The organism is Maricaulis maris (assembly GCF_003634045.1).
GTDB classification, from domain to species: Bacteria; Pseudomonadota; Alphaproteobacteria; order Caulobacterales; family Maricaulaceae; genus Maricaulis; species Maricaulis maris.
The window spans coordinates 216,000-230,882 of sequence record NZ_RBIM01000006.1 but is presented as its reverse complement, the minus strand read 5'-3'; the positions used below and the strand labels follow the sequence as shown (position 1 = coordinate 230,882).

Below are 14,883 nucleotides of genomic sequence, written 5' to 3'. Positions count from 1 at the left end.
CCGGCTGGCGTGATACCACTTCGCTGTTGTCTGACAGCAATAACAGGACCCAACCCGGTCTTTCGAGACGGCTCTCATTTTTACATGATGTTGCCGCTTGCCGGCCTGCGGCATGCACGTCCCGAGACGGCGCTAGGTAAATCCTTAAGCTTCCGTTAAGGTCTTTCGGGGCCGGGGCGGCATTGTTTTTGCGTAAACCCCGGCAATAGCGTCAGTATCTTGTTCCCGGGGGGGATTGTCTTGTCCAAGTTTCCGAAGGCTTCCAATGGGGGCCAGAAGATGCAGTCCCGCCGTATTTCGTCTCTGCTTCTCGGCACCTCGCCGCACGCGATGAGCATTGCGCTGGCAGGAGCGAGCCTCGCTGCAATTGTCAGCCCGGCGGCCTGGGCAGTCGATGTCGGCGATACTGTCACCAATCCTATCACCGGCGGTACGGAAACCGTCCAGGCCGTCCTCGGCGACAATGTGGTGATGACGGATGCCTTCAATGTCATCATCGTCGCGACCGCGGTCGGCGAGACGATTGTTGACCCGACGGCCACCGCGGACACGCCCGGCAGCGCGGCCACCTATACGATCACCTCGATCAATATCGACCCGTTTGCGGCCATTGTGTCCTACACAGCCGAAGACGGCGACGGCAACAGCTTCACCTTCTCCTCGGTCACCTCCCGCAGCGGTGACATCACGACGGCCTCCTCCGGGGTGACCGGATCGCCGGGCTCGCCCGCGACCACCGTCAATCCGGCAATCCCGGCCGGAAACATCAATGTGTTTTCGGACCGGCAAACGGGTTCGAACGGCGCCGACGGTGACAATGCCTGGGGCGCCCGGATTTGCATCATCAAATGCTTCACGATCGGTGAGAATGGCGATCCCGGCGAGGATGGCGGTCCGGGGCCGGATGTGATCCACACGCTGACGACGTCCGGCTTCGGGGACATCGAGTCGATCACCGACAACCTGCCCGGAATCAGCGTGGTTTCAATCGGCGGCGACGGTGGCGATGGTGGCGATTCCGTGGGCTTTGGATTCCAAGGCTATGAAGGCGGCGCGAGTGGCGCAGGCGGCGTCGTCCAACTCACCAGCCATGTCGATGTGTCGACCTCGGGCGAGGCTGGACACGGCATTTTTGCGCTCAGCCGTGCCGGTTCAGGTGGCGATGGCGGCAGCGGATTTATCTGGTCGGATGGCGGGTCGTCAGGGCCGGCGGCTGAAGGCGGTACGGTCACGGTCGTCAATCACGGTGCCATCAGCACGACGGGTCTCAGCGCGAACGGTATTCTGGCGCAGTCAATGGGCGGTGCGTCGGGCGATGCCGGTTCGAGTTTCGGCATTGTCGGCGACGCGGATTCCGGCAGTACCGGCGGCAATGGGTCCACCGTCACGGTCACAAATTACGGCTCGATCATCACCACAGGGACTTATTCCGACGGGATCGTGGCGCAAAGCATTGGCGGCTCGGGCGGCGATGCGGGCGCATCCGGTGGACTGGTTGCCTTCGGCGGCGGAGGCGGCGGCGCCGGCAATGGCGGTCTCGTTGTGGTCACCAACGCGGCGACCGGCACGATCACGACGCGCGGCGACGATGCTGTCGGCATCACCGCGCAGTCCATCGGCGGCGGTGGCGGTCGTAGCGGCGCGTCTGCCGGCATTGCGGCGCTGGGCGCCGGCTCCGGCTCTGGCGGCGATGCCAGTACGGTTACTGTTTACAATGACGGTGCCATCTCCACCGGTACGACGACGACCGGTGACCGCAGTCACGGCATCATGGCGCAATCGATCGGCGGCGGTGGCGGGTCCGGGCGTGGCACCGGCGGACTCGTGGCGCTGGGCGGCACCGGCGGGTCCGGCGGCGCGGCTGGCGAGGTTCGGGTCGACAATGACGGGTTGATCACGACCACCGGCGAAGGCGCGCTGGGAATCCTGGTGCAATCGATTGGCGGCGGCGGCGGCAATGGCAGCTCGACCGTCGGTCTGGCGGCCATCGGCGGCGATGGTGATGCGGGCGGCAGCGCGGAGACGGTCACCGTCAGCGGGACCGGGACCATATCGACGACCGGCATGGACGCACACGGTGTTTTGGCGCAGGCCATCGGTGGCGGCGGCGGCAATGGTGGCACCAGCGGCGGTATCGTCGGGATTGGCGGCGACGGCGATGTTGGCGGTGATGGCGGTGTTGTCGATATCACGATGGGCAGCGTCCTGACCGAGGGCGACCGGGCATTCGGCATTCTCGCCCAATCCATCGGCGGTGGTGGCGGCAATGGCGGTGCCGGCGGCGGCATCGGCGCCATTGGCGGTGACGGATCCGGCGGCGGTACGGGTAACACAGTCACCGTCACGACAAGCGGCCTGATCCAGACGCAAGGCAATGGCGCGACCGGTATTGTCGCGCAGTCGATCGGCGGCGGCGGCGGCAATGGCGGCGGCGCGGGTGGCATGGTGTCCGTCGGCGGCCAAGGCGGTACCGGCAATTCGGCCTCGACTGTCACGGTCAATGCCAACGGCAATATCCTCACAACCAACGAGAACTCCAACGGCATCATTGCCCAGTCGATCGGTGGCGGTGGCGGTAATGGGGGCAGTGCTGTCTCCGGCGGCCTCTTCGCCAGTGTCGCTGTCGGTGGCGATGGCGCGGTCGGCGGCGAGGGTGGAACGGTCCGGGTCAACACCGCGGACGGGGCATTCATCGAAACCCGCGAACACGGTTCGACCGGGATTGTCGGCCAGTCGGTCGGCGGTGGTGGCGGCAATGGCGGCTATTCGGTTGCCGGCTCGATCGGCGCCTTTGGCTCGGTCAGTGTCGCCGTTGGTGGCAACGCCGGCGCCGGTGGCCGCGGCGGTGTTGTCGAGATGGACCTCGACGGCTCGGTCCTGACATTTGGTGATAATGCGCATGCTGTCCTGGCCCAGTCGGTCGGCGGCGGCGGCGGCAATGGCGGCCAGAGCTTTGCCGGTGCCGTCAGTGCCGGTGTTGGCGCGTCGGCGTCCGTATCGGTTGCCGTGGGTGGCGATGGTGGTGCCGGGGGGGACTCGGATTCCGTCACGGTCCGGACCGCAGACACGATTCAGACCAGCGGTGATAACTCCTTCGGCGTGCTGGCCCAGTCAGTCGGCGGCGGTGGCGGCAATGGTGGTTGGACCGGTACGGCCAACCTCGCCATTTCGACCGGCGCGGCGGTCAGCCTGGGTGTGTCGATGGGCGGCAGCGGCGGCGCTGGCGGCTTTGGCAGCACGGTTCTGATCGACGCGACCGGCAATGTGATCACCGCAGGCAGCAATGCGCATGGCCTTGTTGCCCAGTCCATCGGCGGCGGTGGCGGCAATGGCGGATTCTCCTTCTCCGGTTCGCTCTCTGCCGGGGGTATTGCCGGCGTTGGCGTCGATGTCGCGCTGGGGGGGGATGGCGGAGCCGGATCCTATTCCGGGCAGGTCACGCTCAACAGCGATGGTGTGGTCGCCACCTCCGGTGACAATTCACACGGCTTGTTTGCCCAGTCGGTCGGCGGCGGCGGCGGTAATGGTGGCTGGTCGGCGACCGGCTCGCTCAGCGTTGGCGGAACGGCGGGTGTCGGCATCGGTGTCTCTCTGGGCGGCGATGGTGGAAGCGGCGGTGTCGTCAATGGCGATGTCGTGGTGACCTCGGACGGGACCGTCTTCACCTTCGGCAATGTGTCCCATGGCATCCTCGCGCAATCGATTGGCGGCGGTGGCGGCAATGGCGGCTTTGCCTTCTCGGGCTCACTGGCCCTGGGTGGTACGGCGGGCGGCGCGGTGAATGTCGCGCTCGGCGGCGCGGCCGGTGACGGTGCCCATGCGGACGATGTGACTGTTGCGTCGACGGCGGTGGTCGAGACGACAGGCGCCGGATCCCACGGGATCGCGGCCCAGTCGATCGGTGGCGGTGGCGGCAATGGCGGCTGGTCGGCGACCGGGAATATCGCAGCCGGCGGCACGGCCGGTGTCGGCGTGGGTGTGTCGATTGGTGGTGGCGGTGGTGCCGGCTCCTATGCCCGCTCGGTCACGGTTACCCAGACGGATCACATCATCACGCGCGGGACTGACGCGCACGGCGTACTGGCGCAATCCATCGGTGGTGGTGGTGGCAATGGTGGCTTCTCGGTCGCTGCGGGTGCTGCCGGTGGCATGAGTGTCGGCGGGGCGGTCAATGTTTCGCTTGGTGGCTCCGGCGGGGTCGGCGGCGCGGCCTCGACCGTCAATGTGACCGTCGAGGATGTCGCAACCGGCGGTGACGGCGCGATCGGTGTGCTGGCGCAGTCAATCGGTGGCGGCGGCGGCAATGGAGGATTTGCCATTGCCGCGAGCCTGGTCGGCGGCGGCTCGGTTGGTGGTGCCGTGAATGTCGGCATCGGTGGATCGGGCGGCAGTGGCGGTTCAGCCGGTGATGTTACGGTCACCGCACAGGAAATCGCCACGCTGGGCGATGGCGCCCATGGCATCTCGGCGCAATCGCTGGGCGGCGGTGGCGGCAATGGTGGCTTCTCGGTTACCGGCGGTTTGAGCTTTGGCACCCAGGCTGCCGCAGTCGGCGTCTCCCTGGGCGGCGGTGGCGGCACCGGCAATACGGCTGGCGTGGTGACGGTCAATGCCACTGATCAAATCACGACGGAAGGCGACAATGCCAATGGCATTCTTGCCCAGTCCATCGGCGGCGGTGGCGGCAATGGTGGAGCCGCAATCTCCGGGACCATAACCGCAGGCAGTTCCAATGCAGCCGGTATCAATGTTGCCATTGGTGGCAATGGCGGTTCGGGCGGTACGGGCGGCGCGGTCAACGTCAACACGCTGGAGACGATCTACACGCTCGGCGACCAGTCCAATGGAATTTTCGCCCAGTCGGTCGGCGGTGGCGGCGGCAATGGCGGCCTGTCCATTACCGGCGGGATCAGCCTGGCGTCTTCCAACAGCGCGGCGATCGGTGTTTCGCTTGGCGGAAGTGGCGGCAGTGGCAATACCGGCGGTGCGGTCACGGTCGACTCGCGTGGCCAGGTCGGCACCGAAGGTGATCAGTCTGCCGGCATCTTCGCCCAGTCGGTCGGCGGCGGTGGCGGCAATGGCGGCTTCTCGGGTGCCTTCGGCGCGACCGGCGGCGGAAACAGTGCGGCGATCAATGTCGCCCTTGGCGGCGATGGCGGCAGCGGCGGTGTGGCGGGTGCGGTCGATGTGACCGTGTCCGGCAATGTCCAGACGCTGGGCGACCAGTCTTCGGCTGTGCATGCGCAGTCGATTGGCGGCGGTGGCGGCAATGGTGGCGCCAGCTTCGCGGCTTCGGTGGCCCTGGGCGACCGCGCCGGCGGTGTGGCGGTTTCGCTCGGCGGCTCCGGTGACAGCGGCGGCAATGCCTCGACAGCGGACGTGCTGAACTCGGCCGTCCTGGCCTCCTTTGGCGACAATAGCCACGGCATCCTGGCGCAGTCGGTCGGTGGTGGCGGCGGCAATGGCGGCTGGGCCGCATCGCTTGCCGGCGGATTTGGCAACAGTTCAGCCGGCCTCGGCGTCTCGCTGGGTGGCTCGGGCGGTGTCGGCGGCACGGGCGAAGGGGTTCAGGTGACCAATAATGGTCAGATCACGACCGCCGGCGACAATTCGGTCGGCATCCTGGCGCAATCCGTCGGTGGCGGCGGCGGCAATGGCGGCTTTGCCGTATCCGGCGCCCTCACGGCCGGTGACCGGTCCGTCTCGATCGGCGTTTCTCTTGGTGGCAGCGGCGGTACAGGCGGCACGGCCGGCACGGTCGATGTCACCAATACCGCCTCCATCGGCACGGCGGGCGACATGTCCAGCGCCATCCTGGCCCAGTCAGTCGGCGGCGGCGGTGGCAATGGCGGCTGGACCGGCAGCATGTCCGGCACGGTCGGCAATAACCGCGCCATGGGGATCAGCTTCGGCCTTGGCGGGAGCGGCGGAACCGGTGGCGCGGCCGGCGACGTGATCGTCGATACCAGCGGCTCATTGCTGATGACAGAGGGTGATCGGGCGCATGGCGTCTTTGCCCAGTCGGTCGGCGGTGGCGGCGGCAATGGCGGCATGGCGCTGACGGCGACCTTCGGCGCGTCGGACTCGGTCAATGTCGCGGCCAGTATTGGTGGCACTGGCGGCGAGGGCGGCACGGCCGGCACGGTTGATGTCACCTCATCCTCGATCATCCAGACCGCCGGCTATCGCGCGCACGGCATTTATGCGGAGTCGGTCGGCGGCGGTGGTGGCACCGGCGGCTCGAGCGGTTCGCTCGCAGCCGGCGGGTCGGACTCGGTCAATCTGAGCTTTGCGGTCGGCGGGACCGGCGGCACGGGCAATACCGGCAATACGGTCACCGTCAACAATTCCGGTTCGATCACCGCCTGGGGCGAAGCATCCCACGCGATCTTCGCCCAGTCGGTCGGCGGTGGCGGCGGGGATGGTGGTTTTGCCGGCCTCGACTCCAGCGCCTTCGGAACCCAGATCATTGGCGACCAATGCCTGCCTGAATCCGAGACGCCTTGTGCGCCGACCGGCGGCGGCGGTGCGGGTGCCGGCGGGATCGGCTCGAACACATTCAACCTGGCAACCTCGGTCGGCGGCTTCGGCGGCACCGGTGGGCATGGCGGCGATGTGTTTGTGACCAATAGCGGCACGCTCGTCACCGTGAACAAGGACGCTCATGTCGTCTTCGCCCAGTCTGTCGGCGGCGGCGGCGGCAATGGTGGGCCCAGCATGTCGGCGACAGGTGCAGCCGGGGCCAGCGAGTCGGCCTCGATCGCGATAACCGTCGGCGGGTCTGGCGGCGCGGCCGGTAATGGCGGTGATGTGTCCGTCGACAATGAGGGCACGATCATATCCTGGGTCCGTGGCTCCAACGGTGTCTTTGCCCAGTCCATCGGCGGCGGCGGCGGCAATGGTGGCAGCGCGACCGGATTTGCAATCACGCGTGACGCATCCAGCGTCAATGATGACACCAAGAATCTTGAGCTGGTCGCCGTGGTTGGCGGATTTGGTGGTGCCGCGGGCAATGGTGGCGATGTCACGGTTGCCAATAGCGGCGCAATCACGACCTTCGGCGCCGGTTCGGACGGCATCAAGGCCCAGTCTGTCGGCGGCGGCGGCGGCAATGGCGGCGGCACGTCGCTGGATGGCGAGGAACTGGATGCCCTGTTGTCCAGCAGTGACAATGACTCGCTGAGTTTCACGCTGGGTGGATTTGGCGGAGCTTCGGGTGATGGCGGCGATGTGCGGGTCACCAATTCGGGTTCGATCAATACCTGGGGCGATGGTGCGCGCGGTATTTTCGCACAATCGGTTGGTGGCGGTGGCGGCGAAGTCGGCATGGGCGGTGCAACCGCCACCGGCACGATCGCGATCGGTGGGTTTGGCGGCGCAGCGGGCGATGGCGGTGATGTCACCGTCATCAATACCGGTTCGATCCAGACCTCCGGCACACGCTTTTTCAGCGCCGATGATGACCCGAATTACGGTGAAGACGGCGACCTAGCCTATGGCATTTTCGCCCAATCTATCGGCGGTGGCGGCGGCAATGGCGGCGCCGGCAATATGGACGGCTCACGCGATACCCGGAATGCCGTCATCGAAAACAATGGCGATCTGGGCAGCACTTTCCAACCGGACATCAGCATCGGCATGGGCGGCTTTGGCGGCGCATCCGGTGATGGCGGCAATGTGGTTGTGACCAATAGCGGTTCGATCGTCACGACCGGTGACAATGCCCACGCCATTCTCGCCCAGTCGATCGGCGGCGGCGGCGGCAATGCCGGCGACGGCTATATCTCGAATGCCGGCGCGATTTCCTTCGGTGGTATCGGTGGCAATGCCGGCGATGGCGGCGATGTCACGGTCACACACACCGGCGATATCACCACGCATGGCATTGGTGCCTACGGTATTTTCGCCCAGTCGATCGGTGGCGGTGGCGGCAATGCCGGCGATACTACGGTCGGCGTGCAGGAAGCGGGCGTTGATGTCGCCCGCAATCCGATTGGCGGCAATAGCGGTGATGGCGGTGATGTCACCATCAATTCCAGCGGCACGATCAACCTGCTTGGCGGCGGTGCCATCGGCATTTTCGCCCAGTCGATCGGTGGCGGTGGCGGCACATTTGGTTCAGCCAATGGACTGGGTTTCTTCGGCGCCATGGGTGGTGAAGGCGAAGCGGGCCGGGTGATCGTCAATCACACCGGTGCCATCATTTCGTCCGGCCGCAATGCGATTGCCTTCTTCGCCCAGAGCCTGGGCACGACATTCGCGCCGGCCGAACCGATTGCTGCGATCGCTCCGGACCAGGCCGAGGCACAGGCCGGCGTACATGTCGTCGCGGCAGCCACGGAGGCGGCAGAAACGCGTTCGGTGATGCCGTCCTTCACCGACCGTTTCGGTCCGGCCGGCCTTGCCGAATTCGTTGATCCCGAAAGCCGGGCTGACGCGGTCGACGTGATGAGCGCGCTGGCGGCTGCGGCCATCACCGTGACGCTGGACAATGACATTCGTGGCGGGTCGGATCGCGGGATCGGGGTCTTCTTCGACGGCGGCGCCGATAATACGTTGTTCACGTCAGGCAGTGTGTCGGCTGTGTCCGGCAATGCCATTGTCACCACAACCGGCAATGACCTGATCGAGAATACCGGCCTGGTGGTTGGCAATGTGGATCTGGGTTCGGGCGTGAACCGGTTCGACAACCAGGCGGGGGCGACCTTCATCGCCTTCGACACAATTGACCTGAGAGATGATGCGGTCAGCCCGCAAACGGTTCTGGGTCAGGGCAATAGTGTGTCGGTGGACGCGGCTGCCGCAGGCGCTGTGTCGCAATCCGAGCCGGTCGCGACGGGTGTGACCGAAGCGACGACCAAGCGGCCGGTTCAGGCTGATCTGGTCGCGCACCCCCAAACAACGCCAGCACCGCTATCGCCCATGGCGGGCAATGGCGATGCATCTGTCGGCGTAAAGGGAGCCCCGGTTCAGGAGGCCCTGTCAGGCCCGATCCCGGAGGGTGACCTGCAGGCCGGGCTGGCGGACGGCAAGCCGACCGTCCAGGTCATGGCGGAACTTGACCGCGACATGACAGGGGCAGAGCTGGCCGGCGAGCCAGTGACGCCCGTGGCTGCGCCCAGCCCGGTTGGCGCAGCGACCTTCCGCAATGCCGGCAATTTCATCATGGGACTGTCAGCCTCGACCTATCCGATCGATCTCCTCAACGGCGATACGTTCGGGAATTTCGATGCCGTTGGCGATCCGACGACCAATCTTCTCTATGGCGCGCGGGTCATCAACACGGTCGAACTGGATGGTCATTTCGAGCAGACGGATAGCGGTCATCTGGTGTTTGACGTTGCCTATGGTCCGTATGCGTCGGACCGGGTGAATGTCACCGGTGGTGCCACGGTCGCCGGGACGGGTGATGTCACCCTGACCTGGCTGCAGGACCGCGAGGCGGTCACGCTGTTTGCGACGGCTGATGGCGCGGTCGACAACGGGCTGTCCATTCGTGACACGCTGGCGGTCGATTTCTCGATTGCCGCTGATGCGGCCGGCATCCATCTGCTGATCGACACGGATTTCGGTCTGGCGAGTTTGAACCGGAACGGTCGGGCGCTGGGTGCGCATATGGATTCGGCCCTGGATGTCGGCGGGTCTGCCGGTATCGGGCGCTTGCTGGCTTTCCTCGGCAATATGCAGTCGGACCAGCTTGATCTCTACGAGGCAGTCTTTGCAGAACTCAATCCGGAGCCTCATCTCGCCGTGATGCATGGGCAGCTCAGTTCGGCCAATGATTTTGCCGATGATCTGTTCAATTGCGGATCACCGATCGGTCGTCGCGATGATCAATGCGCCTGGTCGCGACTGGAAATGACCGCGAGTGCGCGCGATGCAGGTTTCGAAAACCTGCACACGGAAAGCGAGTCGATGCGCTTTACCGGCGGATTCGAGCAACGCGTCGGTGATGACTGGTCCGTCGCCGCGGGCGTCAGCTATGCGCAAACCGACCCGATCCGCATTGACGGGCATCGGGCCAGGACCGAGAGCAGTGGTTTCGTGGTCGGGCTTGGCGCCGAGCGCAATCCCGCGACCGGTCCCTATTACGGCGCCTCCGTTTCCGGTGGCTGGTCATGGCATGAGACCGAACGCGCGGTGGAAGTCTTCACAACCGGTATCGGCACGTCTTCACCGGAAACCGGCCATGCCCGTCTCGATGGTCATGTGGGTGAAAGCTTCCGTCATGGCAGCCTGTTCGCCCGCCCGCAGGTCTCGGCCTCGCTGACCGCGCTCTACCATGATGGCCTGACGGAAGAGGGGCTTGACGGTCTGGGCATCGAGGTGCGGGCCGACAAGGAGCTCATCGGTGCGATCAATCCGCAGCTGACGGTTGGCCATATCTTCCGGGAAACGGAGGGCATGGTCGGGGTTGTGTCGCTGACCGGTGGCCTGCGCCTGAGCACACAGGACCGTCTCGAGTTGCCGATGCGTTTCCTCGGTTCCAACCCGCTGGCAGAGCCGGCGATGATCGGCACCTCGCTCGATCAGCTGGTTTACCAGATCGGTGCGGACATCGAGATCGCGGGCAATGAGCGGGTCGGCCTGTCGATCGGCTATGACGCCGAGTTCGGCGCCGAGACCGAGCATCAACGCGCCGGCATCGACTTCCGCGTCCGCTTCTAGACGGAGCGACCAAGCGCAAGCACAAGGCGGCCGGCCGGAGATAGTCCGGGCGGCCGTTTTGCCTTGGCCGGACCGCCCAATCGCATAATCTCCGGTATGCGATGCACATGATGGAACTCGCAGGCAGTGCGCCGATGCGATGCCCATACAGTCATGTCGACGACCCAGGCGCTGTTCAGGTCCAGTCCAGGCTGCCGATCATGATGTGAAGCTTGAAAGTTCGGCGCGGCATGTAGCCCGGCTTGGAAGCTGGCGAAAAATGTCGAGATCGTGTGGTGCGGAAGCGGTTCGGTTGGTCGTTGGTCCGAATGGGTTAGCCCGTGGTGCTTGCCCGCGGAAATCCTGATCATCGCGGCTTGATTGGCCGCCGGCAATTTGAATCCGGCTACCCGAGCGCATCGGCAATGCACAGGACCATGCCGGGCAATCGCTTGTCATGAAATCCACAGCGAATTTGCGATGCCGTCTCAGATGCCGTCTCAATTGTAGAAACGGCCGCTCGTCGTGACGGATAGGTGCCGTGATGCACTGAAAAGATCATGCAGCGCTGTCGATCACATGCGGCCCGGTATTCATTCAATGTTTCGGGGAAATGCGCGGGCGGAAGGAGCGAAATCAAGCACCTTCCGATTCGGTCCGACGCGAAGCGATCAGGCACGCACTCGCGAAATGGCGCCGTGGCGAATGTCGATTTAACTCAACAATATCAAAAACTTGAAAATGGTGCCGCTAGAGTGAATTGAACACTCGACCTCTCCCTTACCAAGGGAACGCTCTACCCCTGAGCTATAGCGGCGCCGGGTCGCCTTTCGGCGAGCGAGAGCCGGGCATATAACGCAAGCCTGTCGCCGCGCCAAGAGAGTCTTGACGTCATCTGCAGCGTTCGACATGACCTTTTGCATGAACAAGCCCGTTGATCCGCCCGTCACACCGTCGCGCGCAAAGCGCGTACAGCCAGAGCCGAACTCCCGGGAGGCCCGCCTGGCCGAGGCGCTGCGCGCCAATCTGCGCCGCCGCAAGGCGGCCGTACGCACACCCGTTGACGATGGCGTGGAAAATGACAGTGACGCTGCACAAACTGCCTCAGAAAAGTCCCCCGACCCGTCATAATGCCGCCCGGATCGCGCCCTGCTATGGCGCCCGTCCCAAGGACGCCCCATCTCGGGCGTCCCGCATCAGCGTATCCAAGGAGTTCACATGGACCGGATTGTCATCCAGGGCGGCGCCCGCCTTGAAGGTCGTATCGATATCAGCGGCGCCAAGAATTCCGCGCTCAAGCTGATGGCGGCCGCGCTGCTCACCGACGAGCCGGTCATCCTTACCCGCATGCCACGCCTGGCCGACAGCCGTTTCCTGGGGCATTTGCTGGCGAAACTCGGGGTCGAAGTGTCCGAGCGCGATGACGCCCAATTGTCGCTGCACGCGGCGACGATAACCGACACCTTCGCGCCCTATGATCTCGTCCGAAAAATGCGGGCGAGCTTCAATGTGCTCGGGCCGCTCCTGGCGCGCGAGGGGCATGCCCGTGTGTCGCTGCCAGGCGGCTGCGCGATCGGGGCGCGGCCGGTCGATCTCCACCTCAAGGCGCTCAAGGCGCTCGGCGCCGAGATCGAGATCGCGGAAGGCTATGTTTCCGCCAAGGCGCCCAAGGGCGGTCTGGTGGGGGCTGAGATCGATCTGCCCTTTGCCTCGGTCGGCGCCACCGAGCATGCCATGCTCGCAGCGGCGCTGGCGCGCGGCGAGACCGTGATCGAGAACGCGGCCCGTGAGCCGGAGATCGGTGATCTGGCCGATTGCCTGACCGCCATGGGCGCCACCATTGAGGGCGCAGGCTCGTCGACCATCCGCATCCAGGGGCAGCCGCGACTGACCGGCGTTACCCACAAGGTCGTCGCCGACCGGATCGAGACCGCGACCTATGCGCTCGCCGTGGCGGCCGCCGGCGGCGACGCGGTGCTGGACGGTGCCGTGCTGGCGCACAACAAGGCGCTCTGGTCGTCAATGCACGAGGCCGGCGTGACCGTCGAGGCGGTCGAGGGCGGTGTCCGCATTGCCCGCAATGGCAGCCGTCTGAACAGTGTCGATATCGAGACCCAGCCTTTCCCGGGCTTCCCCACCGATGCCCAGGCGCAATTCATGGCGCTGATGTCGATGGCGACCGGATCATCGGTGATCCGCGAGACGATTTTCGAAAACCGTTTCATGCACGCGCCCGAGCTGGCGCGCCTTGGCGCCGATATCACCGTGCACGGCAATGAGGCGGTGGTGCGCGGCGTTGAACGCCTGCGCGGGGCGCCGGTAATGGCGACCGATTTGCGCGCCTCTGTGAGCCTTGTCATCGCCGGTCTTGCGGCCGAGGGCGAAACCGTGGTCAACCGGGTCTACCATCTGGATCGTGGCTTCGAGCGACTGGAAGCCAAATTGTCCGGCTGTGGTGCCAAGATCGAACGCCTTCCCGGCAGTGCCTAGACGACAGGACAAGACGCCATGACGCCTCCCTTGCGATTGTCAGCCTTCGACGGGCAGGATCTGGACGCGATATCGGCGGCGCTCCAGGACGCGGTGGCGCTGTTGGGGGACTTCGAGCACTCGCAGCGACTGCGCAGCTTCACCATGGCGTTCAACCGCTTTTGCTGGGAGGCCGGGCGGCGCAATCGGCGGGTGCGCTGCGGGGTTCAGATCGGCCATGTGACGGCCGCCCGATCCCGCAATATCCGGCAAGGTGCCGAAGACGCGGTGGTCAATCTGCTCTCAATCCGCTTTGAACCGGGGCAAATGCCGTCCGGACAGGTCATCTGCACATTTTCCGGTGGCGGCGAGCTGCGGCTTGATGTCGAATGCCTGGATGTCGTCCTGGTCGATCTCAGTCGCTCCTGGCGCGCGACCGGTCGCCCCGATCACAGGCCGGCGGATGATGACGACGCGGACGGAGAAACGCACACACAATGACCCAGTCAGCAGACAGGATCGTCCGCATCGATCTCGATGGCGCCAGCATGGGGCCGGGTGATGTCAATGCCGACCATGAACGCCGGGTTGCCATTGCCGACCTGCTGGAGGGCAACCGGTTTCGCCCTGATGGCGATGTGGATGGCCCTTTTGCCCTGCGTCTCGCCATCGAGCATGACCGTCTGGTCTTCGATGTGCGCCAGGAAGACGACACGCCGGTTCGCGGCTTCATGTTCGCGCTGGGGCCGTTGCGGCGCATCGTCAAAGACTATTTCCTGATCTGTGAAAGCTATTACGAGGCGGTGCGCGACGCGCCGCTCGAGCGGATCGAGGCCATCGACATGGCCCGGCGCGGTGTCCACAATGAGGGCTCGACGCTGCTGCGCGAGCGCCTGGTCGGCAAGATCGATGTCGATTTCGACACCGCCCGGCGCCTGTTCACCCTGATTTGCGCCTTGCACCGGCGGGCCACGTCATGAGCCTGCCATCGGTGCTTTTCGTCTGCGGCCGCAACGCCATCCGCTCCCCGATGGGCGAGGCCTTGTGGCGCTTGCGTTTCGGCAGCGATGTCATTGCCCGCTCCTGCGGTGTCATTCCGGCAGCTTTCGTCGATCCTTTCATGGTCTCGGTCATGCTGGAAAAGAAGGTCGATCTGGAGGACTTCTCGCCGATCGCCCTCAATGGCGTCGGTGAGCCACCGGCCGATCTCATCGTCTCGCTGTCGACAGCTGCCGACCGCATGGCCAAGGAATATGCCGCGCGCACCGGGGCCGAGTTCCAAGCCTGGCCGATTCCCGATCCCAGCGAGACCGGCGGCAATCGCGACATGAAGGTCGCAGCCTATCGCGAAACCCGTGACGCCATTGCGGCCCGGATCGCGCAATGGCAGCCGACGTCAAAAAGCGCCTGAACACTCGACTTTTGCCTGCAAGGGGGAGTATACAGCGCGCTCCGGGGCGCCGGCCGCTCGGCGAGTCGGCCCATACACCCCAAATTCTATGCCCCCACAGGGTCAGAAACGAGGAGCCGCATGGCGAAAGAAGAGTTGTTGGAGTTTCCGGGCGAAGTCACGGAACTGCTTCCGAATGCGACCTTCCGGGTCAAACTCGAGAATGAACACGAAATCATTGCCCACACTGCGGGCAAGATGCGCAAGAACCGTATCCGCGTGCTCGCCGGCGACAAGGTCCTGGTCGAGATGACGCCCTATGATCTGACCAAGGGCCGGATCACCTATCGCTTCAAATAGCTCTTTTCAGGCGTGGT

At 65.0% G+C, this 14,883-nt stretch carries 6 protein-coding genes and 1 tRNA gene; 6 read left to right on the top strand and 1 reads right to left on the bottom strand.

The features are described from left to right. The first annotated feature begins 279 nt into the window (after window positions 1-279). The gene (locus C7435_RS13640; RefSeq protein ID WP_147422702.1) at window positions 280-10,668 is read left to right on the top strand and encodes an autotransporter outer membrane beta-barrel domain-containing protein; all 10,389 of its coding nucleotides are present in this window, start codon (window positions 280-282) and stop codon (window positions 10,666-10,668) included. 721 nt (window positions 10,669-11,389) lie between these two features. On the opposite strand, the gene C7435_RS13635 is transcribed toward C7435_RS13640, so the two are convergent. After that, a tRNA-Thr gene (locus C7435_RS13635) sits at window positions 11,390-11,464 on the bottom strand. A gap of 401 nt (window positions 11,465-11,865) precedes the next feature. Between C7435_RS13635 and murA the strand changes: the two genes are divergently transcribed. The 5 genes from murA (at window position 11,866) to infA (ending at window position 14,866) form a co-directional block, all read left to right on the top strand. Then, window positions 11,866-13,137: a UDP-N-acetylglucosamine 1-carboxyvinyltransferase gene (gene murA, locus C7435_RS13625; protein ID WP_121212107.1), complete on the top strand. Its 1,272-nt coding sequence runs from the start codon at window positions 11,866-11,868 to the stop codon at window positions 13,135-13,137. Window positions 13,138-13,155: 18 nt separating this feature from the next. Next, on the top strand, window positions 13,156-13,617 hold the full coding sequence (locus C7435_RS13620) for a DUF2948 family protein (RefSeq protein ID WP_121212106.1): 462 nt from the start codon (window positions 13,156-13,158) through the stop codon (window positions 13,615-13,617). Then, window positions 13,614-14,096 carry a UPF0262 family protein gene (locus C7435_RS13615; protein WP_121212105.1) on the top strand — a complete coding sequence of 161 codons (483 nt, stop codon included), beginning with the start codon at window positions 13,614-13,616 and terminating at the stop codon, window positions 14,094-14,096. Before C7435_RS13620 ends, C7435_RS13615 begins: the two co-directional genes overlap by 4 nt. After that, complete coding sequence (locus C7435_RS13610; RefSeq protein WP_075189570.1) at window positions 14,093-14,527, top strand: arsenate-mycothiol transferase ArsC; 435 nt, start codon at window positions 14,093-14,095, stop codon at window positions 14,525-14,527. Before C7435_RS13615 ends, C7435_RS13610 begins: the two co-directional genes overlap by 4 nt. Before the next feature lie 120 nt (window positions 14,528-14,647). Continuing rightward, on the top strand, window positions 14,648-14,866 hold the full coding sequence (infA, locus tag C7435_RS13605) for a translation initiation factor IF-1 (protein ID WP_011643070.1): 219 nt from the start codon (window positions 14,648-14,650) through the stop codon (window positions 14,864-14,866). The last annotated feature ends 17 nt before the right edge of the window (window positions 14,867-14,883 follow it).